The sequence below is a fragment of the Pseudomonas sp. AA-38 genome (assembly GCF_029457475.1).
Classification (GTDB): Bacteria; Pseudomonadota; Gammaproteobacteria; order Pseudomonadales; family Pseudomonadaceae; genus Aquipseudomonas.
Genome location: NZ_CP120359.1, coordinates 2,973,125 through 2,996,399, shown reverse-complemented (window position 1 = coordinate 2,996,399; position 23,275 = coordinate 2,973,125). Strand labels below are relative to the sequence as shown.

The following is a 23,275-nucleotide window of genomic DNA, read 5'->3' as shown; positions in this document are numbered from 1 at the left end:
GATGCAATCCGGGAAAGCCGTGCCAGCCATCCCCGGATTGCATCCGGGCTACGACCAATAGCAACAGCTCGCTCCTACGAGGCAGAGAGGATCGAATGAACAACCTGATCGAGGTCAGTGGCCTCAGCAAGACCTTCACCCTGCACCAGCAGAACGGTGTTGTCCTGCAGGTGCTGCGCGACCTGAACTTCGCCGTGCGCGGCGGTGAGTGCTTGGTGCTGGCCGGCCAGTCCGGTGCCGGCAAGTCGACCCTGCTGCGCACGTTGTACGGCAACTACCTGGCCAGCAGCGGCAGCATCCGCATCCTGCATGAGGGGCGCCCGGTGGAGCTGGTCGGCGCGCAGCCGCGCCGGGTGCTGGAGGTGCGTCGGCAGAGCCTGGGGTACGTCAGCCAGTTCCTGCGGGTGATTCCGCGTGTCTCGACCCTCGACGTGGTGATGGAGCCGGCGCTGGCGCGTGGCTGGGCGCGCAGCGACGCCGAGGCGCGGGCCAAGGCGCTGCTGACGCGGCTGAACATTCCCGAGGCGTTGTGGCAACTGGCACCGGGCACCTTCTCTGGTGGCGAGCAGCAGCGCGTCAATATCGCTCGCGGCTTCATGGTGGAGTGGCCGGTGCTGCTGCTCGACGAGCCCACCGCCTCGCTGGACGAGGCCAACCGCCAGGTGGTGCTGGAGCTGATCGATGAAGCCAAGGTGGCCGGCAGCGCGCTGGTCGGCATCTTCCACGATCGCACGGCCCGCGAGGCGGTGGCCGATCGTTACCTCGACATGAGCGCTCTCGCGGCGCAACCGGAGTATGTCTATGTCGTCTGAACAGATTCTCGGCAATGCTCGCATCGTCACGGCTGACCGTGAGTTTCTCGGCACCCTGTTGCTGCGCGATGGCCTGATCGCGGCGGTGGATGAAGGCACCAGCCGTCTGCCGCAGGTTCAGGATCTCGGCGGTGACTACCTGTTGCCAGGGTTGGTGGAGCTGCACACCGACAACCTGGAAAAGCACATGAGCCCCAGGCCGGGTGTGGACTGGCCGTCGGCCTCGGCGGTGCTGACCCACGATGCGCAGATCGTTGCCGCCGGCATCACCACGGTGTTCGATGCGCTGTCCATTGGTGACATCAACCCACGCGGCAAGCGCATGCAGCAACTGCCGTCGATGATCGAGGCCATCGCCGCCAGCGAGGCGGCTGGGCAGACCCGCGCCGAGCACCGCCTGCACCTGCGTTGCGAGCTGTGCCACCCCGATGCCCTGGCCGTCTATCGCGACCTGGTGGAGCACCCGCTGGTGGCGCTGGTGTCGGTGATGGATCACTCACCCGGCCAGCGCCAGTTCGCCAGGCTGGAGAAGTACCGCGAGTACTACATGGGCAAGTACCACCTGAGCCCGGCGGAGATGGAGGACTTCATCCAGGAGCAGATCGCCAACTCGCGCCAGTACAGCGACCGCCAGCGCCAGGCCATAGTCGAAGACTGCCACGCCCGCGGTATCTCGGTGGCCAGCCACGACGACGCGACCCTGGCTCATGTGCAGGAGTCGGCCGGCTTCGGCATGGCCATCGCCGAATTCCCTACCACCCTGGAAGCCGCCCAAGCCAGCCACGAGCTGGGCCTGAAGGTGCTGATGGGTGCGCCGAACCTGGTGCGCGGCGGCTCGCACTCGGGCAATATCGCTGCCGCCGAGCTGGCCCGGCATGGTGTGCTGGACATCCTTTCCAGCGATTACTACCCGGCCAGCCTGCTGCATGCGGCCTGGCTGCTCGCCGGCCAGGACAACGACTATGATTTACCAGCGGCCATCGCCACCGTGAGCCGCGCACCGGCCAGGGCGGCCGGTATGGATGATCGCGGCGAGATCCGCGTCGGCTTGCGCGCCGACCTGATCCAGGCCAGGGTGCATGGTGAACAGCCGGTGATCCAGCAGGTGTGGCGGCAAGCACGAAGGGTGTTCTGATGCGGGGCAGGTTGATCTATCTGATGGGGCCTTCAGGCTCGGGCAAGGACAGCCTGTTGCTGGCGGCGCGGGCGCCGTTGGAGGCGCGTGGCTGCCGTTTCGCCCGGCGGGTGATCACCCGCAGTGCCGAGGCTGTGGGCGAGGATGCCGTAGGTGTCACTCGCGCCGAGTTCCAGCGCCTGGAGGGCGAGGGCGCCTTCGCCCTGAGCTGGCAGGCCAACGGCCTGGCCTATGGTATCCCGCGGGAGATCGACGATTGGTTGGACGCCGGGCATGACGTGCTGATCAATGGCTCGCGCGGCCATCTCGACACGGCCCGTCGGCGCTACCCGAAGCTGCTGGCCATCGTGCTGCAGGTCGATGAGGCAGTATTACGCCAGCGTCTGCTGACCCGTGGCCGGGAGACACCGGAGCAGATCGAGGCACGCCTGGCGCGCAGCCGTGAATTGCAGGCTGGCACTGCTTTCTCCCCTCGCCCGCTTGCGGGAGAGGGGCCGGGGGAGAGGGTGGGTCAGGCCGGCACCATCATCCTCGACAACTCCGGCCCCCTCGAGGACACCCTCAGCCGTCTGCTGCACTTGCTCGACGAGAACCGCCGGTGCGCCTGACCCTGTTGGGCACCGGTGATGCCCGCCAGGTGCCCGTTTACAACTGCGACTGCCCGGCCTGCACGGCTGCCCGCGTGCAGCCGGCGCGACGCCGTGGCCCCTGTTGCGCGCTGATCGAATGCGGCACACAGCGCTGGCTGCTCGATAGCGGCCTGACCGACCTCACCGAGCGCTTCGCGCCGCACAGCCTCAGCGGCATCCTGCAGACCCACTACCACGCCGACCACGCCCAGGGCCTGCTGCACCTGCGCTGGGGTCAGGGTCTGGTGATCCCGGTGCATGGGCCGTATGACCCCGAAGGCCTGGCCGATCTGTACAAGCACCCCGGCATCCTCGACTTCAGCCAGCCCTTCGCCGCCTTCGAGTGCCGCCAGCTAGGCGAACTGAGCGTCACCGCGCTGCCGCTGAACCATTCCAAACCGACTTTCGGCTATCTGTTGGAGGGGCAGGGCAGGCGCATCGCCTACCTCACCGATACGGTCGGCGTGCCCGAGGCCAGTTGTCTGGTACTGGAGCGCGTGCCGCTGGATCTGCTGGTACTCGACTGCTCCACCGCACCGCAGCCGGTGGCGCCGCGCAACCACAACGACCTGACCCGCGCGCTGGAGGTCATCCAGCGCCTGCAGCCGACACAGGCGGTGCTGACCCATATCGGCCACAGTTTCGATGCCTGGCTGCTGGCGCATCCCGACGCCTTGCCGGAAGGCGTCAGCCTGGCCCGTGACGGTTTGCTGCTGTAGCCCGGATGCAATCCGGGAACAACGTTCGAGGAAGCATTCCCGGATTGCATCCGGGCTACGCCTTGCTGCCCAGTGTTTCGGCCTTGCGCAACCAGGCCTGGCGCTGCTCCTCGCTGGCCGGGCGCACCGGGGCGAACTCCGCCAGGCGCCGCGTCCTGATGCCGCAGAAACCGAGAATGGTGCGCACCATCTGTCGATGCGCCGGGGCGCCGTAGACCCAGCGGAAGTACCAGGGTGGCGTGTCCAAGGTCACCAGCAGATCGGCGCTGCGGCCGCTGAGCAGCTTGTCCCAGAGTTGTGAGCGGTTGCGGTACTTGAAGGCGAAGCCGGGTAGGAACACGCGGTCGAAGAAGCCCTTGAGCAAGGCCGGCACGCCACCCCACCACACCGGGTAGACGAACACCAGATGCTCGGCCCAGTGGATCAGGCGCTGGGCCTCCAGCAGGTCGGGTTCCAGGGGCTGGCTCTGTGCGTAGCCGTCATGCAGGATCGGGTCGAATTGCAGCTCGCCCAGGCGCAGTTGCCGCACCACATGGCCCTTGCTGCGCGCGCCCTGGCTGTAGGCCTCGGCCAGGGCGTGACACAGGCTGTTCTGCTTGGGTGTGCCGAGAATCAGCAGAATGCGCTTGCCATCACCCTCCAGCGGCGTTGCGCCGCTCTTGCCCTCACTCATGCCGCCCGGCTCCGAGCATGTCCTGTGGTCGTACCCATTGGTCGAATTCCTCTTCGTTGAGGTAGCCGAGCTGCAGTGCCGCCTGGCGCAGGGTACTGCCCTCGGCATAGGCCTTCTTGGCGATTTCCGCGGCCTTGTCGTAACCGATGTGCGGGTTGAGCGCGGTCACCAGCATCAGGCCGTTTTCCAGGTGCGCAGCCATCTTCGCAGCGTCTGGCTGCAGGTCGGCCACGCAGTGCTGCTGGAAGTTGCGGCAGCCATCGGCGAGCAGTCGGATCGACTGCAGCAGGTTATGGATGATCACCGGCTTGAACACGTTGAGCTGCAGGTGGCCCTGGCTGGCGGCGAAACCGATGGTGGCATCGTTGCCCAGCACCTGGCAGGCCAGCATCGACAGCGCCTCGCACTGGGTCGGGTTGACCTTGCCGGGCATGATCGAGCTGCCCGGCTCGTTGGCCGGCAGGCGTACCTCGGCGAAGCCGGCACGCGGCCCGGAGCCGAGCAGGCGCAGGTCATTGGCCAGTTTCATCAGGGCCACGGCCAGGGTTTTCAGTGCGCCGGAGAGCTGCACCAGCGGCTCGTGGCCGGACAGTGCGGCGAACTTGTTCGCTGCGCTGGTCAGCGGCAGGCCGGTGAGAGCGGCCAGCTCGGCGGCGATGGCTTCGGCGAAACCGGCCGGGGCATTGAGGCCGGTGCCCACGGCGGTGCCACCCTGGGCCAGTTCGCAGACGGCGGGCAGGGCGGCACGAATGGCCGCTTCGGCATGGCCGAGCTGGGCGACGAAGGCGGACAGTTCCTGGCCGAAGGTGATCGGCGTGGCGTCCATCATGTGCGTGCGCCCGGTCTTGACCAGGTTGGCATGGCGCTGCGCCTGTTCCTGCAGGCCATCGCGCAGCTCCGCCAGTGCCGGCAGCAGGCAATGGCGTACACCCTGTGCGGCGGCGATGTGCATGGCGGTGGGGAAGCAGTCGTTGGAGCTCTGCGCACGGTTGACGTGATCGTTGGGGTGCACCGGGCTCTTGCCGCCACGCTGGCCGCCGGCCAGCTCGTTGGCGCGACCGGCGATCACCTCGTTGACGTTCATGTTGCTCTGCGTGCCGCTGCCGGTCTGCCAGACCACCAGGGGGAACTGCGCGTCATGCTGGCCCTCGAGCACTTCGTCGGCGGCCTGCTCGATCAGCCGGGCGATGTCTGCGGGCAGTTCACCGCTGCGGCTGTTGACCCGTGCGGCGGCCTTCTTGATCAGCGCCAGGGCGTGCAGCACGGCCAGTGGCATGCGCTCGGCGCCGATGGCGAAGTTGATCAGCGAGCGCTGGGTCTGCGCGCCCCAGTAGACGTCGGTGGGGACTTCGATGGGGCCGATGCTGTCGGTTTCGGTACGGCTCATGGCGTTCTCCTGGCTGTAGCAAGGTTGCTGGCAGTTTAGGTCGCGCCGTTGCGCACTGGTTCCACGCGTGCGTTACCAGCGGGCGTGAGTTTCGCCGAGCCAGCCCAGGGCGCCATCGACCGGCACGCGCTCGCCTTGTGGGCCGCGCAATAAGCCCTCGTAGTAGCCGAACCATTGCTGGGTGTCGGCATGGAAGGGGCCGAACCTGGGACGGGCGCGGTGTAACTGACGGGGCGTGAAGCTCAGATCCACCCGGCCATCGTCACTGTGTAACTGCCAGGGGGCCAGGGTGGTGGGCGCTGACTGGCTGATATGCAGCGGACTGTCCAGCGGCGACAGCTCGCCACCGAACCACAGGGCGTTCTCCGACAAGCCGCTGTACTCCAGCCAGCCCGCGCCGAAGTTGCCGGCGATACCGCCCGGCGCAGCGAAGGTGGCGCGCTGCCAGTAGCTGTTGAAGGGCCAGACGCCACGGCCAAAGTCGAGAGCGGCGAAGCTCTGGCCCGGCGTGCAGGCATAGTGACGCTGCCCCAGTTGCACACTACCGAGCGTCGGCATGCCGAGCTGCCGGCTACAGGCATGGAAGCCGCCATGGGCCAACGGGGTGACCAGGTTGAGTGACTCCAGGTGCGCCGGGCGCTGGATGTCCAGCGCCACTTGCAGCGCATGGCCGCCGATATCCGGGGCCGTAGCTGTCAGGCGCAGGCGGCCGGGGTGCTCATCGATGCGCAGTTGCAGCCGCGAATGCAGGAAGACATGACTTTCCTGGGGCAGGTCGGGCAGGTGGCAGCCCAGGCCGAAGGGGCGCAACTGGGTGTGGGCCACCGCCAGCCCACTTTCCAGGTCGAGGAAGTAGAGGGCGCCATAGCCGATGTAGTCGAGATCGGCCAGGGTCAGCGAGAGCATCCACTGCGGGTTGGTGATGCACCAGTGGTTCCAGCGCTTGCGTCGCCCGGGATGGCCGTGCAGCGCGCAATGCACTTGAGGCCGCGGTGACAGGCCGATGGCATCGGGCAGCAAGCGGCCCTTGCGATCGCACAGGGGCTGGGGGGTGAAGGCTACGGGGGCGGCGAAACTGTTCATCGAGCACGTCCATGTGTGTGCGGGTCGGCAAGTGATTGCCGGATGGGGTCATTCGGTCAGATACCGAGCATGCCGATAACGCTTGAGCATGGGCAAGTGCTGGCAATTTGGCAATCGATCAATGGAGTACGCCAGTGCACGAAATCACTGTGCGCCGTTTCACAACCCTTATCGCTTGAGGGAAAACCGAGTTGGGCACAAAATGCCGTCACCACAGTCTATTCAGACTCATTCACCACAGTCGGAGCCTTTCATGCCCCGTTTCCACCAGTTGTGCGCCGCCTTCCTGCTCGCTGCCGGCTCGTCCCTGGCCATGGCCGATGCGGCCAGCCATGCCGCCGATGCCGAGCGTTTTCTCAAGCTGGCGCATGCCGACAAGCTGACCGTGCCGGTGTATGCCCAGGTGCAGCAGATGTTCGCTCAGCGTTTCGCCCAGGCGCCGGATGGCAAGAAGGCGGTGCTGGAGAGCTACCAGGCCAAGGCCAATGCCGCGCTGGACAAGGCGGTCGGTTGGGACAAGCTGAAGCCGGACATGATCAAGCTCTACACCAGCAACTTCAGCGAGCAGGAGCTCAAGGATCTGATCACTTTCTACCAGTCGCCACTGGGCCAGAAAGTGCTGCAGAAGATGCCGACCCTGACCGCACAATCGGCGCAGATCACCCAGGGCAAGCTGGAGGCGGCCGTTCCTGAGGTGAACAAGCTGCTGGCGGACATGAGCAAAGATCTCGGTATCAAGCAACCCGCGGAGTGACGATGTCCAAGCAAGCCCTGATCGAGCAGGCCCTGGCCGCGCTGCAACCCGAGCACCTGGACGTGCTGGACGAGAGCCACATGCACAGCCGCGGCCTGGAAACCCACTACAAGGCAGTGATCGTCAGCCCGGTATTCGCTGGCCTGAATGCGGTCAAGCGCCACCAGAAGGCCTATGCCACGGTGGGAGAGCTGATGAGCCAGATCCATGCCCTGGCGCTGCATACCTACACCCCCGAGGAGTGGGCGGCACAGGGCGTGGCACCGGCTTCGCCGACCTGCCGCGGCGGCCATTGATGTAGCCCGGATGCAATCCGGGAAGTCCGGCGCCAGTTCCCGGATTGCATCCGGGCTACGTGACAGGCTGTCGCGTCTTGTCGCCGAGCACCCCAGGCGGTTCGCTGCTTTGCTACAATCCCCCCGCGCCGGCTCAAGCCGGCGCTTTTATTTAGACTCTCGATCTAGCGAGCTAGAGCCATGCAAGGCGAAAACAGGCGAGGAAGCGCAGTGTACTTTGTACATGAGCATTACTCGTTTCACTCGCCCTTCGGGCCGTCCTCCGGACGTTCAGTGACTTGTCACTGTCCGAGCCTGTTTTTAACGCAGCAAGGCCGACGCGTAGCTGATCGAGACCCAGTCCGCCCTTTACGTGGGTGACTACTGAGAGACTATTCATGACCGACAAGATCGTCGTCGCGGCGCTGTACAAGTTCGTCTCCCTGCCGGACTATCAGGCGCTGCGCGAGCCTCTGCTGCAAACCCTCATCGACCATGGCATCAAGGGCACTCTGCTGCTCGCCGAGGAGGGCATCAATGGCACCGTTTCCGGCACCCGTGCGGGTATCGATGCGCTGCTCGCCTGGTTCCGCCAGGATGAGCGCCTGGCCGATATCGACCACAAGGAATCCTATTGCGATGAACAGCCGTTCTATCGCACCAAGGTCAAGCTGAAGAAGGAAATCGTCACCCTCGGCGTGCCGGGTGTCGATCCTAATCAGCGTGTCGGCACATACGTCGAGCCGCAGGACTGGAACGCCCTGATCAGCGATCCCGAGGTGCTATTGATCGACACGCGCAACGACTACGAGGTGGCCATTGGCACCTTCGAGGGCGCCATCGACCCCAAGACCAAGTCGTTCCGCGAGTTCCCCGAGTACATCAAGGCCCACTTCGACCCGAGCAAGCACAAGAAGGTGGCGATGTTCTGCACCGGCGGCATCCGCTGCGAAAAGGCATCGAGCTACATGCTTGGAGAGGGCTTCGAGGAGGTCTATCACCTCAAGGGCGGCATCCTCAAGTACCTGGAGGAAGTGCCACAGGAGCAGACCAAGTGGCGTGGCGACTGTTTCGTCTTCGACAACCGTGTGACCGTGCGCCACGACCTCTCCGAAGGCGACTACGATCAATGCCATGCCTGTCGCAACCCGATCTCCGTGGAAGACCGCCAGTCCGAGTTCTACAGCCCCGGCGTGAGCTGCCCGCACTGCTGGGATTCGCTGCCGGAGAAGACCCGCGAGAGTGCCCGTGAGCGGCAGAAGCAGATCGAACTGGCCCGTGCGCGCAACCAGCCGCATCCCATCGGCCGCGACCCCCGCCAACTGAACGAGGTGTGACCATGGCCAGCCGCCTGCTCTACGTGATGGATCCGATGTGCTCCTGGTGCTGGGGCTTCGCTCCGGTGGTCGAGGCGCTGGCCGAGCAGGCGGCGGCCGGCGTGCCGCTGCAGATCGTGGTGGGCGGCCTGCGTCGCGATCAGGTGGCGGTCGATGCCGCTGCCAGGGTGCGTTACCTGGGCTACTGGCAGGCGGTCAACGCCAGTACCGGGCAGTTGTTCGACTTCGAGCGTGGCCTGCCGGAGGGACTGGTGTACGACACCGAGCCGGCCTGCCGCGCTCTGGTCACCGCGCGCAGCCTCGATGCCTCCAGCGCCTGGAGCCTGCTCAAGCTGATCCAGCAGGCCTTCTACACCGAGGGGGCCGATGTCACCCAGGCCAGCGTGCTGGCGCAACTGGCCGAGCGGGCCGGTATTCCGCGTATCGAATTCGCCGAGGCCTTCGACAGCCTGGCCATGCGCGAGGCCACCGCCGCGGACTTCACCTGGGTGCAGGATCTGGGCATCGCCGGCTTTCCCACCCTGTTGGCCGAGCGTGACGGCCAACTGGCGCTGCTGACCAACGGCTATCAGCCGCTCGAGGCGCTGGCACCGCTACTGGGGCGTTGGCTGGAGCGTGCTGCCAATGCCTGATCGGTTGAGCTGGGCAGAAGTCCGTCGCCTGGCCCTGCGTCACAAGAAAGCGCTGATCCTGGCCAATCTGGTGGCCGTACTGGCCACCCTGTGCAGCGTGCCGATTCCTCTGCTGTTGCCCTTGCTGGTGGACGAAGTGCTGCTCAAGGATGGCGACGCGGCGCTCAAGGTGATGGACAATTTCCTGCCGGCCGACTGGGAAACGGCAGCCGGCTATATCGGCCTGATGCTGTTTTTGACCTTGCTGTTACGCGGCTCGGCGCTGATCTTCAACGTATTGCAGGCGCGCCTGTTCGCCAGGCTGTCGAAGGACATCGTCTACCGCATTCGCATGCGCCTGATCGAGCGCCTCAAGCGCATTTCCCTCGGCGAATACGAAAGCCTCGGTGGCGGCACCGTGACCACCCACCTGGTTACCGATCTGGATACCCTGGACAAGTTCGTCGGCGAGACCCTGAGCCGCTTCCTGGTGGCCATGCTGACGCTGGTCGGCACCTCGGCCATTCTCATCTGGATGCACTGGAAGCTGGCGCTGCTGATTCTCTTGTTCAACCCGCTGGTGATCTACGCCACGGTGCAACTGGGCAAGCGCGTCAAGCATCTGAAGAAGCTGGAGAACGACAGCACCGGGCGCTTCACCCAGGCGCTGACCGAGACCCTCGATGCCATTCAGGAGGTGCGCGCCAGCAACCGCCAGGGGCATTTTCTCGGCCGCCTCGGTGCACGTGCGCGGGAGGTGCGCGACTACGCCGTGGCCTCGCAATGGAAGAGCGATGCCTCCAACCGCGCCAGCGGCCTGCTGTTCCAGTTCGGCATCGACGTGTTCCGCGCCGCGGCGATGCTCACCGTACTGTTCTCCGATCTGTCCATCGGGCAGATGCTCGCGGTGTTCAGCTACCTGTGGTTCATGATCGGCCCGGTGGAGCAACTGCTCAACCTGCAGTACGCCTTCTACGCCGCCGCTGGCGCGCTGACGCGCATCAACGAGCTGCTGGCGCGCCAGGACGAACCGCAGTACGCCGGGCGTGTCGACCCCTTCAAGGGGCGCGACACCGTGGGCATCGAGATCCAGGGGCTGACCTTCGCCTATGACGACGAGCCGGTGCTCGATCGCCTCGACCTGTCCATCGCGCCGGGCGAGAAGGTGGCCATAGTCGGTGCTTCCGGTGGCGGCAAGAGTACCCTGGTGCAGTTGCTGCTAGGGCTTTACACGGCCCAGGCCGGCACCATCCGCTTCGGCGGCAGCAGTCAGGAGGAGATCGGCCTGGATCGCGTGCGCGACAACGTCGCGGTGGTGCTGCAGCACCCGGCGCTGTTCAACGATACGGTGCGCGCCAATCTGTGCATGGGCCGCGAGCGCAGCGACGAGGCCTGCTGGCAGGCGCTGCGCATCGCCCAGCTATACGACACCATCGCGCTGCTGCCGCAGGGCCTGGACAGCGTGGTCGGGCGCAGTGGTGTGCGTTTGTCCGGTGGCCAGCGTCAGCGCCTGGCCATCGCCCGCATGGTGTTGGCCGAGCCCAAGGTGGTGATTCTCGACGAGGCCACCTCGGCGCTGGACGCTGCCACCGAGTACGCCCTGCATGAGGCTCTGGGGCGCTTTCTCGACGGGCGCACCACCCTGATCATCGCCCACCGCCTGAGCGCGGTGAAACAGGCCGACCGCGTGCTGGTATTCGATGGCGGCAGCATTGCCGAAGATGGCGACCACCAGCAGCTGATCGCCGAAGGCGGCCTGTACGCCAAGCTCTACGGGCACTTGCAGCAGGGCTAGGGTGCGCTATACGCACCGCCGCGAAGCGTAGCTCGGATGCAATCCGGGATGGCGTGGCGAGGCGCTCCCCGGATTGTATCCGGGCTACCTGGCAGGCCTGTCCTGGCTCATCAAGGCTTCGCTCAACTCCTCGAACAGCGTCTGCACCGAGCGCAGGGCGCGGCAGTCGGGGCGGGTCAGCAGCCATAGTTCGGTGTCGCAACCGGCCAGCGGCGCGCTGAGCGCCCGCAGGTCGGGTTGGCTGCGCAGGACGAAGTCGGGCAGGGCGGCCACGCCGAGCCCGGCGCGGGCCAGTTGCGCCACGGCGTACATGCTGCTGCAGCGGTAACTGGGGGTGACACTCGGCATCTCGCGTTGGCGCCAGAGCACTGTGGCGTGATCCGGCATCGATTCGTCCGGGGCGATCCAGCTCTGTCGCGGTAGGTCGCTGCGATCCTGGCCGTCGTCGCGCGCGCAGACCAGGTAGGACACCCTGGCCAGGCGCCGGCCGACCAGGTGTTCCGGCGGCTGATTGGTCAGGCGCAGGGCCAGGTCGGCATCACGCCGGCTGAGGTTGGCGAAGTCGTTGGAGGTCACCAGCTCCAGCGACAATGCCGGGTAGCTGGGCATGAAGCGCGCCAGTGCCGGCAGCAGCAGACTGCTCAACACCGCGTCGGTACAGGTCAGGCGCACCGTACCGCTGACCACCTGTTTGCCCAGCTCCAGGGCCACGCGCGCAGCCTCCAGCGCTTGTTCGGCACGCTCGGCCTGCTCGGCCAGGGCGCGTGCGGCTTCGCTTGGCTCGTAGCCGCGCCGGCTCTTCTCGAACAAGGCTACCCCCAGCGCCGCCTCCAGGCGGCGCACGGCGCGGAACACGGTGGAAACGTCCACCTGCAGCAGTTCGGCGGCCCGCGCCAGGGAGCGGCCACGCACCAGAGCGAGTACCAGTGAAAGGTCGGCGTGGTCGATCTGATATTGCATGAGTGCAAGCTCTACTTGCCTATTCGCCAATTATCATTGCGTTAGCGCCATCTTATAGTGCCAGGCAGACCGCCATGCAAGAGGGCCAGCAACCATGTACAGCAAATGTCGAGTCAAGGTCGCCCTGGTGGGTGACTACAATACGGCGATCACTGCGCACCGCGCCATTCCCGAGGCTCTGGATCTGGCCAGCGAGGCGCTGGGCGTGGCGGTCGAATACCACTGGCTGGGCACCGAGCGCATTCTCGATGACGCGAGCTTGCTGGCCTACGATGGCATCTGGTGCGTACCGGGCAGCCCCTATGCCGCCACCGAAGGCGCGTTGCGCGCTATCCGCTTCGCCCGCGAGCAGGGCGTGCCATTTCTCGGCACCTGTGGCGGCTTCCAGCACGCGCTGCTGGAGTATGCGCGTAACCGCCTGGGTTGGACGGATGCCGAGCACGCCGAGTTGTCACCACAGGCACAGACTCCGCTGATCGCGCCTCTGGCCTGTGCTCTGCAGGACGTCAGTGAGCGTGTGCACCTGGTATCGGGTTCGCGTATCGCCGAGCTGTATGGCGTACGCGAGATCAGCGAGCAGTACCTGTGCCGTTATGGCCTCGATGATGCTTTCGTCGAGCCGTTGATGGCCCAGGCGTTGAAGGCCTCCGGGCACGATGAGGCCGGTGCCGTGCGTGCCATCGAGCTTGAGGATCATCCCTTCTTCATCGCCACCCTGTTCCAGCCTGAACGCGCTGCTCTGGAAGGGCGCTTGCCGCCGCTGGTCGCAGGCCTGGTCGGCGCTTGCGCGGTGCAGTCGGTGCACGAGGCGCAGCAGGACGCGGTGGCATGATCGCCGCGACGCCGCAGCCGCCTTACTACGTGGTGATCTTCACCTCGGTACGCACCGAGGTGGACGCCGGCTACGCCGAAGCGGCGCAGCGCATGCTGGAGCTGGCCGCGCAGCAGCCTGGGTTTCTGGGTGTGGAGTCGGCGCGCAGCGACGGCCTGGGTATCACCCTGTCCTATTGGCAGAGCGAGGAGGCCATCCTTGCCTGGCGCGAGCATGCCGAGCACAGCGCCGTGCGCGAACGTGGGCGGGCCGAATGGTATGCCGCCTGTACAACCCGTGTGGCCAAGGTGGAGCGAGCCTATGGTTTTCAGCGCTCGGTGTGAGAGCAAGCGGCAAGGGTATCAACCAGGGTGTAAGGAAATATTTACGGATGCCAGGGTTTTGCATGCCAAGCGCTTGGCCTTGCAGGCTGTGTAAGGAAAATTTGCCACTTCTGCAGCGAATCCCTGCGCCCAGGTGTCGCACCCCATCTTGAGAGCGGCTCTGCGCTCGGTTGTCATGAGGTTGTCCGCAACGCATTCGTGCGCTTGCCATAACAATGACAATCAGGAGGCAGAATGAACGCCGTGGCCAAGATCGAACAGCACAACCCCATCGGGACCGACGGTTTCGAGTTCGTCGAATTTACCGCACCGAGCGCCGAAGGCATCGAGCAACTGCGCCAGTTGTTCACCGCCATGGGTTTCACCGAAACCGCCAAGCACCGCTCGAAAGAGGTGTGGCTGTTCCAGCAGAACGATATCAATATCGTGCTCAACGGCAGCCCCAGCGGGCACGTGCGTGCCTTCGGCGAGAAGCATGGCCCCAGCGCCTGCGCCATGGCCTTCCGGGTCAGGAACGCCGCCCAGGCCGCCGCCTACGTCGAACAACAGGGCGCTACTCTGGTGGGCAGCCACGCCAACTTCGGCGAGCTGAACATCCCGTGCGTCGAAGGCATCGGCGGCTCGCTGCTGTATCTGGTCGACCGCTATGGCGACAAGAGCATCTACGACGTCGACTTCGAGTACATCGAAGGCCGCAGCCCCAATGACAATGCCGTCGGCCTGCAGTGCATCGACCACCTGACCCACAACGTGCGCCGCGGGCAGATGGACGTCTGGTCGGGCTTCTACGAGCGCATCGCCAATTTTCGTGAGATCCGCTACTTCGATATCGAAGGCAAGCTCACCGGCCTGTTCTCCCGCGCCATGACCGCGCCGTGCGGCAAGATCCGCATCCCGATCAACGAGTCGGCCGATGACAAATCGCAGATCGAGGAATTCATCCGCGAATATCACGGCGAAGGCATCCAGCACATCGCCCTGAGCACCGACGATATCTATGCCACCGTGCGCCAGTTGCGTGCCAACGGCGTGGACTTCATGACCACCCCGGACACCTACTACGAGAAGGTGGACAGCCGTGTTGCCGGCCATGGCGAGCCGACCGACGTACTGCGTGAACTGAACATCCTGATCGATGGTGCGCCGGGCGATGACGGCATCCTGCTGCAGATCTTCACCAATACGGTGATCGGCCCGATCTTCTTCGAGATCATCCAGCGCAAGGGCAACCAGGGCTTTGGCGAAGGCAACTTCAAGGCCTTGTTCGAGTCGATCGAGGAAGACCAGCTACGTCGCGGTGTGATCAAGGCCGAGGAGTGACGCCATGAGCCGTCAATGGATCCGCTTTCCCCTGCGCGAGGGCGAATGCTCGCGCCAGGCCCATTGCGACCTGCCGCAGGGCACCTTCGAGCGTGAAATGGGCCGCGAAGGATTCTTCGGTCCCACCGCGCACCTGCACCACAAGCATCCGCCGACCGGCTGGGTCGACTGGCAAGGCCCGCTGCGCCCGCATGCCTTCAACTTCAACGACATCCCCAGCGAGCGCGACTGCCCGCTGGCGGCGCCGCTGACGCTGCACAATGCCGACGTCAAGCTGCGCGTCTGGCGCACCCATGGCGCCATGCGCCATCTGGTGCGCAATGCCGATGGCGACGAGCTGCTGTTCGTGCATGAAGGCAGCGGGCATTTCCATTGCGATTTCGGCCATCTGGAATACCGCGACGGCGATTACCTGCTGATCCCCCGCGGCACCGCCTGGCGCATCGAGGCCAGCACACCGAGCTACTTCCTGCTGATCGAGAACACCGACGGCGCCTACCAGTTGCCGGACAAGGGTCTGCTCGGCCCGCAGGCGATCTTCGATCTGGCGGTGCTGGAACACCCGCATATCGATGATGCCTTCAAGGCGCAGCAGGACGAGAACACCTGGCAGATCAGGATCAAGCGGCGCGGCCAGATCAGCACCGTGACCTACCCGTACAACCCGCTGGATGTGGTCGGCTGGCATGGCGACAACACCGTGGTGCGTCTGAACTGGCGCGATATCCGTCCGCTGATCAGTCATCGCTACCACTTGCCGCCGTCGGTGCATACCACCTTCGTCGCCAATGGCTTCGTGGTTTGCACCTTCACCCCGCGCCCGGTGGAATCCGACCCCGGCGCGCTCAAGGTGCCGTTCTTCCACAACAACGATGACTACGACGAAGTGCTGTTCTACCACCGCGGCAACTTCTTCAGCCGCGACAACATCGAGCAGGGCATGGTCACCCTGCACCCGTGCGGCTTCCCCCATGGGCCGCACCCCAAGGCGCTGAAGAAGAGCCAGGAGGATCCGGCCACCTTCATCGATGAGGTGGCGGTGATGATCGACACCCGCCGCGCCCTGGAAGTGAGCGACGCCGCAGGCGCGGTGGACGTGGCCGAGTACGTCAACTCCTGGCGCGCGCCGGGTACACAAGCTTAAGAGCGGGTACCAATCGTCCCCTCTCCCCTCGGGGAGAGGGTTAGGGAGAGGGGGCTGACAGCACACCCTCTCCTCCGGCCCCTCTCCCACAAGTGGGAGAGGGGAGAACAGCCCGCACGCGAACAGACGAATAGGTAGGAACCATGAAACTCGCATCACTGAACCAAGGCCGCGATGGCGTGCTGATCGTCGTTTCCCGCGATCTCACCCGCGCCGTGCGCGTGCCGCAGATCGCCGCCACCCTGCAGGCCGCGCTGGACGACTGGGCCGTAGCCCGGCCGAAACTGGAAGCGGTCTATCAGCGCCTCAACGATGGTCTGCTCGATGACGCCTTTGCCTTCGATCAGACGGCCTGCCACAGCCCCTTGCCGCGGGCCTATCACTGGGCTGACGGCAGCGCTTACGTCAACCACGTCGAGCTGGTGCGCAAGGCGCGCGGCGCCGAGATGCCGGAATCCTTCTGGCATGACCCGCTGATGTACCAGGGCGGCGCCGATGCCTTTATCCCGCCGCACGCACCGATCCGCCTGGCCGACGAGGCCTGGGGCATCGACCTGGAGGCAGAGCTGGCGGTGATCACCGACGACGTGCCCATGGGCGCCACACCAGCGGAAGCGGCCGGGCATATCCGCCTGCTGATGCTGGTCAACGACGTGTCGCTGCGCAACCTGATCCCCGGCGAACTGGCCAAGGGTTTCGGCTTCTACCAGAGCAAGCCATCGTCGAGCTTCTCGCCGCTGGCCATCACCCCGGACGAGCTGGGCGAGAGCTGGAAGGATGGCAAGGTGCACCGGCCACTGGTGTCGCATATCAACGGCGCGCTGTTCGGCCAGCCGGATGCCGGCGTGGACATGACCTTCAATTTCCCGACCCTGGTGGCCCACGCCGCCAAGACCCGGCCGCTGGGCGCTGGCAGCATCATCGGTTCGGGCACCGTTTCCAACTATGACCGCAGCGCCGGCTCCTCCTGTCTGGCGGAGAAGCGCATGCTGGAGATCGTCGAGCAGGGCGAGGCGAAGACGCCATTCCTCAAGTTCGGCGACCGGGTGCGTATCGAGATGTTCGACGCGGCTGGCCAGAGCCTGTTCGGTGCCATCGATCAGGTGGTGGAACGCTATGAGCCATAAGCTGCAAGCCACAAGCTGCAAGCGGTGTGCGCGCAGGCTTTTGCTTGAGGCTTGTCGCTTGCAGCTTGCCGCTGGAGGCACAGCCTCATGCTGAAACTCTATGGCTACTGGCGCTCCAGCGCCGCCTACCGGGTGCGTATCGCCCTGAACCTCAAGGGCCTGGCTTACCAGCAGGTGCCGGTGCATCTGATCAAGGATGGTGGGCAGCAGCACGGCGCCGACTACCGTGCGCTGAACCCGCAGCAGTTGCTGCCGCTGCTGGTGGACGAAGAAAACGGCGGCGTGCGCATCCCCCAGTCGCTGGCGATCCTCGAATACCTGGAAGAAATCTTCCCGGTGCCGGCGCTATTGCCGGCCGACCCGGCCGAGCGTGCCCAGGTGCGGGCGCTGGCACTGCATATCGCCTGCGATGTGCATCCGCTGAACAATCTGCGCGTGCTGCAGTACCTGGCCAGCGAACTGGGCGCCTCCGACGAGGCGAAGAACGCCTGGTACCGGCACTGGGTCACGCTCGGTCTGGCAGCGGTGGAGGAGGGCCTGGCCGCATTCGACGGGCGCCTGTCGCTCGGTCAGCGACCTGGATATCTGGAAGCCTGCTTGATTCCGCAACTGTATAATGCGCGGCGTTTTAACTGTGACCTTGCCGCGTACCCACGCATCGTCGCCATGGCTGCGCGCTGTGAACCCCTGGAGGCCTTCCGACTGGCCGCGCCGGAGGTGCAAGCCGACGCCCAGTGACACCCCCGGCTTTTATCCAAGCCTTGCATTCCGCTGCGCCACGAGCGCGGCGGGTTCGATTCCGTCACAGATAAAAACAAGCAGGTGACGCATGACCCGTGAAAAACCCAAGAACCTCTGGCTCTCGCGCTGGGGCTTCATCCTCGCTGCAACCGGCTCGGCCGTCGGCCTGGGCAATATCTGGAAATTCCCCTATATCACTGGCGAGTACGGTGGCGGCGCCTTCGTGCTGATGTACCTGGCGTGCATCCTGGCCATCGGCATTCCGGTGATGATGACCGAGATCGCCGTCGGCCGCCGTGGTCGCGGCAGCCCCATCGACGCCATCGGCCGCGTGGTTCGCGAGAACGGCGGCAACCCGGCGTGGAAGGCAGTGGGCGGCATGGCCATGCTCGCCGGTTTCATGATCCTGTGCTTCTACGTGGTCGTCGCCGGCTGGGCCTTCGCTTACACCTGGAAGATGCTCGACGGTTCGCTGACAGCCACCAGCGTCGAGGCGCTTGGCGGGGTGTTCGAGGCGCACAACGCCAACCCCTGGCAACTGGGTGGCTGGAGCGTGTTGGTGGCGCTGCTGACCCTGTGGATCGTGGCCAAGGGTGTGCAGAAGGGCATCGAGAACGCTGTGCGCTGGATGATGCCGGGGTTGGCGCTGATGCTCGTGGCGCTGGTCGGTTATGCCCTGAGCAGTGGCAGCTTCGATGCCGGTTTCGCCTTCCTCTTTCACTTCGACGCCTCGAAGATCACCGGCGAGGCGCTGCTGGCGGCGTTGGGCCATGCCTTCTTCACCCTCAGCCTGGCTTCCGGTGCCATCCTCACCTATGGCTCCTACATTCCCGATGGCCAGTCCATCGCCCGTACCACCTTCATGGTGGCCATCTGTGACACCCTGGTGGCGTTGCTGGCCGGCCTGGCGATCTTCCCGATCATCTTCGCCAACGGCATGAGCCCCAGTGCCGGGCCGGGGCTGATCTTCATGAGCCTGCCGCTGGCCTTCCAGCAGATGCCCTTCGGCACGGTGTTCGGCGTGCTGTTCTTCGCCATGGTGTCGATCGCCGCGCTCACTTCGGCGATCTCGATGATCGAAGCCACCGTGGCCTACCTGAACGAGAAGCACGGTATCAGCCGTCTACGCGCGGCCATCGGTGCAGGCGCGGTGCTGCTGGTGATCAGCCTGCTGGCGATGCTCTCGTTCAACCTGATGGCGGGCTGGACGCCGCTGGGCAAGAATTTCTTCGACTGGCTGGATTACCTGACCTCGCGCTGGATGATGCCGCTGGGTGGCATTTTCATGGTGGTGCTGGCCGGCTATGCGCTGCGCAGCGAGATCATGCGTGACGAGCTGAACCTGCCACCGGCTGGCTATGCCTTGTGGTTGTTCATGGTGCGCTACGTCAGCCCGGTGCTGATTCTGGTGGTGTTCCTGCACGCCCTGGGCTGGCTGCTGTTCGACCCCGTGGCGCAGTGGTACTGGATCGCCGGCGCCATCGGCCTGCTGGCAATTGCCGGTGAGCTGACCAGCCCTCGAGTACTGAGCAATCTGGCCAGCCGCTGAGTGGCAGAAGGTGAGAACACAGAGCGCAGCTTCGGCTGCGCTTTTTTTGCGCCCCGTAACTATCTTGACGGCGGAAAACCGCCAGGTGCTGGTGGGCCATGAGCGAATTGTTGCCGGTGGGCAGTGCTGGGCAGGTGCGAGGCCATCGTCGACTCATGCGTGCTGAGTTGCTGCCGATATCCAAATGACGGGCATCCCTCATGTCTGGCGCAAGGCTTGCTTTGGCAAACCTTTGGCCTCCTCGACGAGGCCTCACCAGAATAAAAAGAGTCTTGGAGTTTTTTATGTTAGAGCCTGCCGTTCGCCTGTTGGCCAATCTTTCCGTTGGCAAGAAACTGATCTGTGGCTTTGGCCTGGTACTGCTGCTTACCGCTGCCATGACGGGTATCGGTTTTCTCGCTGTGCAGGCCGTGCTGCAAGGGCATCATCAGGTCGGGCAATTGGCCGAAGTGAACATCGAGGTGCTCGAGGCGCGCCGGTTGGAGCGCAATTTCGCCATCGAGCCGACTGCCGAGAATGCCGAGCGCGTGCGCAAGAGCCTGAGCGTGGTGAAGGACTCGCTGGAGCACCTGATACAGTCGAAGACCCTGGACGGTACACGCGTGCAGACCATGCAGCAGGCGGTCGACGAGTACATGCAGCAGTTCGACAGCTATGTCGATCTGCAGGGCAAGGCCCGAGCGGCGCGTGCCGACATGCGCAGTGCGGCGGGCGAGGCCCGCGATCAGTTCGAGACCATCGAACTGGGCATGTACGATGCCGTGCGCGAGTTGCGCCTGCAGGGCGACAACCTGCGTGGCAGCGACCCCCTGACCCTGGCCGAAACCGCCTCCGGCCTGAGCAAGCGCATGCTCGATCTGCGCAGCCAGGAAAGCCTGTACATCATCGACGGCTCGGCCGAGGCGCTGGAGGAGTGGAACTACCTCAGCGAAGACCTGCAGAACGTGGCGCGTAGCCTGATGGTCTGGCTCGACGACGAGCAGAAGGCGTCGATCGAAGCGGCCTTGCAGGCGCTGACCACCTATCAGCGCTCTTTCCTCTACTACCAGCAATTGCGGGCGCAGAACAAGGCCACCGAAGACGCCATGATCGAGCGTGCCCGTTCGGTCATCGGCCTGGCCGAGGCTGCACAGGCCAGCGCCGAGGAGAGCATGCAGGGCGACAGTCGCCAAGCCCAGTTGATGCTCGGTGGCATGGGCATCGCTGCCGTGGTGCTGGGCCTGTGTGCGGCCTTGCTGATCACCCGTTTGATCGTCGTGCCGCTGCGCCAGACCGTGGGTTTCGCCGAGCGCATCGCCGCGGGCGACCTCAGCCAGGATATCCCGCAGAACCGGCGCGACGAGCTAGGCCAATTGCTCGCTGCCATGCAGGGCATGACCAGCAGCTTGCGTACCCTGGTCGGGCGCATCGGGGGTGGTGTCGGGCAGATCGCCGCCGCTGCCGAGCAACTCTCTTCCATCACCGCGCAGACCAGCGCTGGGGTGCAGACGCAGAAGCTGGAAACCGAGCAGACCGCCACCGCCATGCATCAGATGGCAGCGACCGTGCAGGAGGTGGCGCATAACGCCGAGATGGCCTCGCATGCAGCGAAGGAGGCCGACCGCGAAGCGCAGCAGGGCAACGAGGTAGTGCAGCAGGCGGTGGATCAGGTGCACAGCCTGGCGACCGAGGTGGAGCAATCAGCCGAGGCCATTGCCGCCCTGGATCAGGAGAGCAGCCGCATCAGCAGCGTACTCGAGGTGATTCGCGGTGTGGCCGAGCAGACCAATCTGCTGGCACTCAACGCCGCCATCGAGGCGGCGCGTGCCGGTGAACAGGGGCGCGGTTTCGCCGTAGTCGCCGACGAGGTGCGAGCCCTGGCCAAGCGTGCCCAGGACAGCACCGAGGAAATCGAAACCCTGATCGGCAGCCTGCAGCGCATGGCCAAGGGCGCCGTGCAGCAGATGGAGAGCAGCCGTAGCCTGACCCAGCGTACCGTGGCCCTGGCCGGCCAGGCCGGTGAGGCACTGGCGCGCATCACCCAGTCGGTCAGCACCATCGAACAGATGAACCAGCAGATTGCCGCCGCTGCCGAGGAGCAGAGCGCGGTAGCCGAAACCATCAACGAGAGCGTGACCCGCGTGCGCGACATCGGCGAGCAGAGTGCGACGGCCACCGAGCAGACCGCCGTTTCCAGTGCTGAGCTGGCGCGCCTGGGGGTGGAGTTGCAGGGACTGGTGCGGCAATTCCGCACCTGATCTTCAGCCCAGGTGGAAGCCGCCGTCGATGGGGATGATCGCGCCGGTCATGTAGGCACCGGCGCTGCCTGCCAGGCTCAGCGCCAGTGCGGCCATTTCCTCTTCGCGGCCCCAGCGCTGCATCGGGATCAGCGCCATATCGGCGGCCAGGGCCGCTTCGTCCTCGGCGATGAAGCGGGTCATCTTGCTGGGAAAGCGCCCCGGCGCGATCACATTGACGTTGATGTGCTCGCTCACCAGCTCCTTGGCCAGCATGCGCGACAACTGATGCAGGGCCGCCTTGCTCGGGCCATAGGCATAGGCGTGCTCGCCCATGGCGCTGATGCCCGCCACCGAACCGATATTGATCACTCGCGCCGGTCGCTCTGCCGAGCCAGCCTTGCGCAGCAGCGGCAGCAGTTGCTGGATGCAGCCGAACACCGAGGTGACGTTGAGCTGCATGACTTTCTCGAAGCCCTTGGCCGGGTAGCTTTCCAGCGGTGCGCCCCAGGTGGTACCGGCGTTGTTGACCAGGATATCCAGGCGCTCGATGCGCTCGCCCAGTTCTCTGGCCAGGGCGTGCACGCCTTCCTCGCTGGCCAGATTGGCAGCCAGGCCGGTACAGCGGCCGAGCGCAGAGAGCTCGGCGGCGGTCTGCGCGCAGGCTTCGCCGTCGCGGGCGCAGACATAGACATGGGCGCCAGCCTCGACGAAGGCCTTGGCGATCATCAGGCCGATACCGCGGGTGCCGCCGGTGACCAGGGCCGTGCGCCCGGCAAGGGAGAAGTAAGGATGCATGGAAAGGCCTCATGAGCGATTGAGACCTTCACCCTAGAGCCTGGCTGCCGAGAAAGCAGGCATCATTGCCGGGCGAAATGACGCCTCATGCGTTTTGCCTTGTCGCGGCTAAAGCCCCTCCCGCGTAATCGGCGCCCTGTGGGAGGGCTTCAGCCGCGACTTGCCACTTGCACATCCAGCACGCGAATGCGCTCCGGCTCGGGGTAGTGCCAGTGCACGTCCAGATCCCAGAAACGTGCACCGTAGCGGCGCTCTGGCTGCGGCTGTTGATAGGCCGGGCGCGGATCCTGCGCCAGGCATTGCTCGATCAGTGCCACCAGCGGTTCGTCCAGGCGCTGGCCATGGCCATGGGCAGCTTCCAGCGCCTCGGCCTGCCACTCCACCGCGATCAGTGGCGGTGGGGCGCCGGCCATGTCGTTACGAGCCTCGGCCACGGCATCGGCATAGGGCACGTAAGGCTTGATATCCAGCACCGGCGTGCCGTCGAGCAGGTCGATGCCGGACAGGTGCAGGCGGCCAGGCTCTACCTTGTCCAGGCGCACCACCGACTGGCCGATGCCGTTGGGGCGGTGGGTGGCGCGAGTGCTGAACACCCCCACCGACTGGTTACCGCCCAGGCGCGGTGGGCGCACCTTCAGGCGTGGCTTGTCTTCCAGGGCCTGGTGAAAGAGAAACAGCAGCCAGACATGGCTGACCTGTTCCAGCCCCTGCACGGCGTCGCCCTGGTCGAAGGGCGGCAACAGCTCCAGCACGCCTCGGGCAGCGGGTGCCAGGTGCGGCTGGCGGGGAATGGCGAACTTTTCCTTGAAGCAGGAGCGGACGATGCCCACCGCACTGACGCTGTGCTTCATCGTGGCACGAGCATCTTGCAGCCGGCATCGCGGAAGGGGCCGGTGAAACGGATCCAGCCTTCGCCGGGGCTGACCTGGGCGCAGGTCAGGTGGCCGTCGCTCTTGCTCTGCCACAGATAGAAGGGCGCCGACCCGGCAAGGCTGGGCAGGCTCAGGGCGAGCAGGGCGGTCAGAAGCAAAGTGCGCATGGTGACGTTCTCCTGT

At 65.3% G+C, this 23,275-nt stretch carries 24 protein-coding genes; 17 read left to right on the top strand and 7 right to left on the bottom strand.

Annotation, left to right across the window (positions count from 1 at the left end):
* Nucleotides 1-95: 95 nt before the first annotated feature.
* From phnL to phnP, 4 genes are read left to right on the top strand one after another with little or no spacing between them, the layout of a single operon-like run.
* Complete coding sequence (phnL, locus tag PVE35_RS13695; protein ID WP_277372117.1) at nt 96-812, top strand: phosphonate C-P lyase system protein PhnL; 717 nt, start codon at nt 96-98, stop codon at nt 810-812.
* The gene (locus PVE35_RS13690; RefSeq protein ID WP_268183331.1) at nt 802-1,947 is read left to right on the top strand and encodes an alpha-D-ribose 1-methylphosphonate 5-triphosphate diphosphatase; all 1,146 of its coding nucleotides are present in this window, start codon (nt 802-804) and stop codon (nt 1,945-1,947) included. Before phnL ends, PVE35_RS13690 begins: the two co-directional genes overlap by 11 nt.
* Nucleotides 1,947-2,555, top strand: a complete 609-nt coding sequence (phnN, locus tag PVE35_RS13685) for a phosphonate metabolism protein/1,5-bisphosphokinase (PRPP-forming) PhnN (RefSeq protein ID WP_277372116.1) — start codon at nt 1,947-1,949, stop codon at nt 2,553-2,555. Before PVE35_RS13690 ends, phnN begins: the two co-directional genes overlap by 1 nt.
* The gene (gene phnP, locus PVE35_RS13680; RefSeq protein WP_277372115.1) at nt 2,546-3,295 is read left to right on the top strand and encodes a phosphonate metabolism protein PhnP; all 750 of its coding nucleotides are present in this window, start codon (nt 2,546-2,548) and stop codon (nt 3,293-3,295) included. The genes phnN and phnP overlap by 10 nt, the downstream gene beginning before the upstream one ends.
* A gap of 55 nt (nt 3,296-3,350) precedes the next feature.
* Here phnP and PVE35_RS13675 read toward each other — a convergent pair whose 3' ends face one another.
* The 3 genes from PVE35_RS13675 to PVE35_RS13665 form a co-directional block, all read right to left on the bottom strand.
* Nucleotides 3,351-3,968 carry an NAD(P)H-dependent oxidoreductase gene (locus PVE35_RS13675; RefSeq protein WP_268183339.1) on the bottom strand — a complete coding sequence of 206 codons (618 nt, stop codon included), beginning with the start codon at nt 3,966-3,968 and terminating at the stop codon, nt 3,351-3,353.
* A complete protein-coding gene (locus PVE35_RS13670; RefSeq protein WP_277372114.1) occupies nt 3,961-5,355 on the bottom strand; it encodes a class II fumarate hydratase in 1,395 nt (464 codons plus the stop codon). The genes PVE35_RS13675 and PVE35_RS13670 overlap by 8 nt, the downstream gene beginning before the upstream one ends.
* 72 nt (nt 5,356-5,427) lie before the next feature.
* Nucleotides 5,428-6,438, bottom strand: a complete 1,011-nt coding sequence (locus tag PVE35_RS13665) for a DUF2804 domain-containing protein (RefSeq protein ID WP_277372113.1) — start codon at nt 6,436-6,438, stop codon at nt 5,428-5,430.
* Nucleotides 6,439-6,691: 253 nt separating this feature from the next.
* Here PVE35_RS13665 and PVE35_RS13660 point away from each other — a divergent pair, with 253 nt between their 5' ends.
* From PVE35_RS13660 to PVE35_RS13640, 5 genes are all read left to right on the top strand, one after another.
* Nucleotides 6,692-7,192 carry a DUF2059 domain-containing protein gene (locus PVE35_RS13660; RefSeq protein ID WP_268183344.1) on the top strand — a complete coding sequence of 167 codons (501 nt, stop codon included), beginning with the start codon at nt 6,692-6,694 and terminating at the stop codon, nt 7,190-7,192.
* 2 nt (nt 7,193-7,194) lie between these two features.
* Nucleotides 7,195-7,488 (top strand): BolA family protein, encoded by a 294-nt coding sequence (locus PVE35_RS13655; protein WP_277372112.1) that lies wholly within the window; start codon nt 7,195-7,197, stop codon nt 7,486-7,488.
* Nucleotides 7,489-7,865: 377 nt separating this feature from the next.
* A complete protein-coding gene (locus PVE35_RS13650; protein WP_277372111.1) occupies nt 7,866-8,804 on the top strand; it encodes a rhodanese-related sulfurtransferase in 939 nt (312 codons plus the stop codon).
* Nucleotides 8,805-8,806: 2 nt separating this feature from the next.
* Nucleotides 8,807-9,436, top strand: a complete 630-nt coding sequence (locus PVE35_RS13645; RefSeq protein ID WP_277372110.1) for a DsbA family protein — start codon at nt 8,807-8,809, stop codon at nt 9,434-9,436.
* Nucleotides 9,429-11,210, top strand: coding sequence for an ABC transporter ATP-binding protein (locus PVE35_RS13640; RefSeq protein ID WP_268183352.1), 1,782 nt, complete (start codon nt 9,429-9,431; stop codon nt 11,208-11,210). Before PVE35_RS13645 ends, PVE35_RS13640 begins: the two co-directional genes overlap by 8 nt.
* 84 nt (nt 11,211-11,294) lie before the next feature.
* On the opposite strand, the gene PVE35_RS13635 is transcribed toward PVE35_RS13640, so the two are convergent.
* Complete coding sequence (locus PVE35_RS13635; RefSeq protein WP_268183354.1) at nt 11,295-12,170, bottom strand: LysR family transcriptional regulator; 876 nt, start codon at nt 12,168-12,170, stop codon at nt 11,295-11,297.
* A gap of 94 nt (nt 12,171-12,264) precedes the next feature.
* Here PVE35_RS13635 and PVE35_RS13630 point away from each other — a divergent pair, with 94 nt between their 5' ends.
* From PVE35_RS13630 to PVE35_RS13595, 8 genes are all read left to right on the top strand, one after another.
* On the top strand, nt 12,265-13,002 hold the full coding sequence (locus tag PVE35_RS13630; protein ID WP_277372109.1) for a CTP synthase: 738 nt from the start codon (nt 12,265-12,267) through the stop codon (nt 13,000-13,002).
* The gene (locus tag PVE35_RS13625) at nt 12,999-13,325 is read left to right on the top strand and encodes an antibiotic biosynthesis monooxygenase (RefSeq protein ID WP_277372108.1); all 327 of its coding nucleotides are present in this window, start codon (nt 12,999-13,001) and stop codon (nt 13,323-13,325) included. Before PVE35_RS13630 ends, PVE35_RS13625 begins: the two co-directional genes overlap by 4 nt.
* A gap of 234 nt (nt 13,326-13,559) precedes the next feature.
* Nucleotides 13,560-14,645, top strand: a complete 1,086-nt coding sequence (hppD, locus tag PVE35_RS13620) for a 4-hydroxyphenylpyruvate dioxygenase (protein WP_277372107.1) — start codon at nt 13,560-13,562, stop codon at nt 14,643-14,645.
* A 4-nt stretch (nt 14,646-14,649) separates the two neighbouring features.
* Nucleotides 14,650-15,789 (top strand): homogentisate 1,2-dioxygenase, encoded by a 1,140-nt coding sequence (locus PVE35_RS13615; RefSeq protein WP_277372106.1) that lies wholly within the window; start codon nt 14,650-14,652, stop codon nt 15,787-15,789.
* Nucleotides 15,790-15,932: 143 nt separating this feature from the next.
* Nucleotides 15,933-16,916: a fumarylacetoacetate hydrolase family protein gene (locus PVE35_RS13610; RefSeq protein ID WP_277372105.1), complete on the top strand. Its 984-nt coding sequence runs from the start codon at nt 15,933-15,935 to the stop codon at nt 16,914-16,916.
* A gap of 87 nt (nt 16,917-17,003) precedes the next feature.
* A complete protein-coding gene (gene maiA, locus PVE35_RS13605; protein WP_277372104.1) occupies nt 17,004-17,654 on the top strand; it encodes a maleylacetoacetate isomerase in 651 nt (216 codons plus the stop codon).
* 91 nt (nt 17,655-17,745) lie between these two features.
* Nucleotides 17,746-19,206, top strand: a complete 1,461-nt coding sequence (locus PVE35_RS13600; protein WP_268183364.1) for a sodium-dependent transporter — start codon at nt 17,746-17,748, stop codon at nt 19,204-19,206.
* 284 nt (nt 19,207-19,490) lie between these two features.
* Complete coding sequence (locus PVE35_RS13595) at nt 19,491-21,443, top strand: methyl-accepting chemotaxis protein (protein ID WP_268183365.1); 1,953 nt, start codon at nt 19,491-19,493, stop codon at nt 21,441-21,443.
* Between the two features lie 3 nt (nt 21,444-21,446).
* Here the strand turns inward: PVE35_RS13595 and PVE35_RS13590 are convergent, their stop codons facing one another.
* From PVE35_RS13590 to PVE35_RS13580, 3 genes are all read right to left on the bottom strand, one after another.
* Nucleotides 21,447-22,220, bottom strand: coding sequence for an SDR family oxidoreductase (locus PVE35_RS13590; protein ID WP_277372103.1), 774 nt, complete (start codon nt 22,218-22,220; stop codon nt 21,447-21,449).
* 149 nt (nt 22,221-22,369) lie between these two features.
* Nucleotides 22,370-23,071, bottom strand: coding sequence for a tRNA (N6-threonylcarbamoyladenosine(37)-N6)-methyltransferase TrmO (tsaA, locus tag PVE35_RS13585; RefSeq protein ID WP_268183369.1), 702 nt, complete (start codon nt 23,069-23,071; stop codon nt 22,370-22,372).
* Nucleotides 23,068-23,259 (bottom strand): hypothetical protein, encoded by a 192-nt coding sequence (locus PVE35_RS13580; protein WP_268183371.1) that lies wholly within the window; start codon nt 23,257-23,259, stop codon nt 23,068-23,070. Before PVE35_RS13580 ends, tsaA begins: the two co-directional genes overlap by 4 nt.
* Nucleotides 23,260-23,275: the final 16 nt, after the last annotated feature.

Coding starts and splice junctions, on each gene's coding strand:
- tsaA (WP_268183369.1), bottom strand. CDS start 23,071: ATGAAGCACAGCGTCAGTGCGGTGGGCATCGTCCGCTCCTGCTTCAAG.
- PVE35_RS13640 (WP_268183352.1), top strand. CDS start 9,429: ATGCCTGATCGGTTGAGCTGGGCAGAAGTCCGTCGCCTGGCCCTGCGT.
- PVE35_RS13665 (WP_277372113.1), bottom strand. CDS start 6,438: ATGAACAGTTTCGCCGCCCCCGTAGCCTTCACCCCCCAGCCCCTGTGC.
- PVE35_RS13610 (WP_277372105.1), top strand. CDS start 15,933: ATGAAACTCGCATCACTGAACCAAGGCCGCGATGGCGTGCTGATCGTC.
- PVE35_RS13655 (WP_277372112.1), top strand. CDS start 7,195: ATGTCCAAGCAAGCCCTGATCGAGCAGGCCCTGGCCGCGCTGCAACCC.
- phnN (WP_277372116.1), top strand. CDS start 1,947: ATGCGGGGCAGGTTGATCTATCTGATGGGGCCTTCAGGCTCGGGCAAG.
- phnL (WP_277372117.1), top strand. CDS start 96: ATGAACAACCTGATCGAGGTCAGTGGCCTCAGCAAGACCTTCACCCTG.
- PVE35_RS13660 (WP_268183344.1), top strand. CDS start 6,692: ATGCCCCGTTTCCACCAGTTGTGCGCCGCCTTCCTGCTCGCTGCCGGC.
- PVE35_RS13630 (WP_277372109.1), top strand. CDS start 12,265: ATGTACAGCAAATGTCGAGTCAAGGTCGCCCTGGTGGGTGACTACAAT.
- PVE35_RS13650 (WP_277372111.1), top strand. CDS start 7,866: ATGACCGACAAGATCGTCGTCGCGGCGCTGTACAAGTTCGTCTCCCTG.
- PVE35_RS13580 (WP_268183371.1), bottom strand. CDS start 23,259: ATGCGCACTTTGCTTCTGACCGCCCTGCTCGCCCTGAGCCTGCCCAGC.
- PVE35_RS13600 (WP_268183364.1), top strand. CDS start 17,746: ATGACCCGTGAAAAACCCAAGAACCTCTGGCTCTCGCGCTGGGGCTTC.
- PVE35_RS13595 (WP_268183365.1), top strand. CDS start 19,491: ATGTTAGAGCCTGCCGTTCGCCTGTTGGCCAATCTTTCCGTTGGCAAG.
- PVE35_RS13635 (WP_268183354.1), bottom strand. CDS start 12,170: ATGCAATATCAGATCGACCACGCCGACCTTTCACTGGTACTCGCTCTG.
- PVE35_RS13675 (WP_268183339.1), bottom strand. CDS start 3,968: ATGAGTGAGGGCAAGAGCGGCGCAACGCCGCTGGAGGGTGATGGCAAG.
- PVE35_RS13615 (WP_277372106.1), top strand. CDS start 14,650: ATGAGCCGTCAATGGATCCGCTTTCCCCTGCGCGAGGGCGAATGCTCG.
- PVE35_RS13625 (WP_277372108.1), top strand. CDS start 12,999: ATGATCGCCGCGACGCCGCAGCCGCCTTACTACGTGGTGATCTTCACC.
- maiA (WP_277372104.1), top strand. CDS start 17,004: ATGCTGAAACTCTATGGCTACTGGCGCTCCAGCGCCGCCTACCGGGTG.
- PVE35_RS13590 (WP_277372103.1), bottom strand. CDS start 22,220: ATGCATCCTTACTTCTCCCTTGCCGGGCGCACGGCCCTGGTCACCGGC.
- PVE35_RS13645 (WP_277372110.1), top strand. CDS start 8,807: ATGGCCAGCCGCCTGCTCTACGTGATGGATCCGATGTGCTCCTGGTGC.
- hppD (WP_277372107.1), top strand. CDS start 13,560: ATGAACGCCGTGGCCAAGATCGAACAGCACAACCCCATCGGGACCGAC.
- PVE35_RS13670 (WP_277372114.1), bottom strand. CDS start 5,355: ATGAGCCGTACCGAAACCGACAGCATCGGCCCCATCGAAGTCCCCACC.
- PVE35_RS13690 (WP_268183331.1), top strand. CDS start 802: ATGTCGTCTGAACAGATTCTCGGCAATGCTCGCATCGTCACGGCTGAC.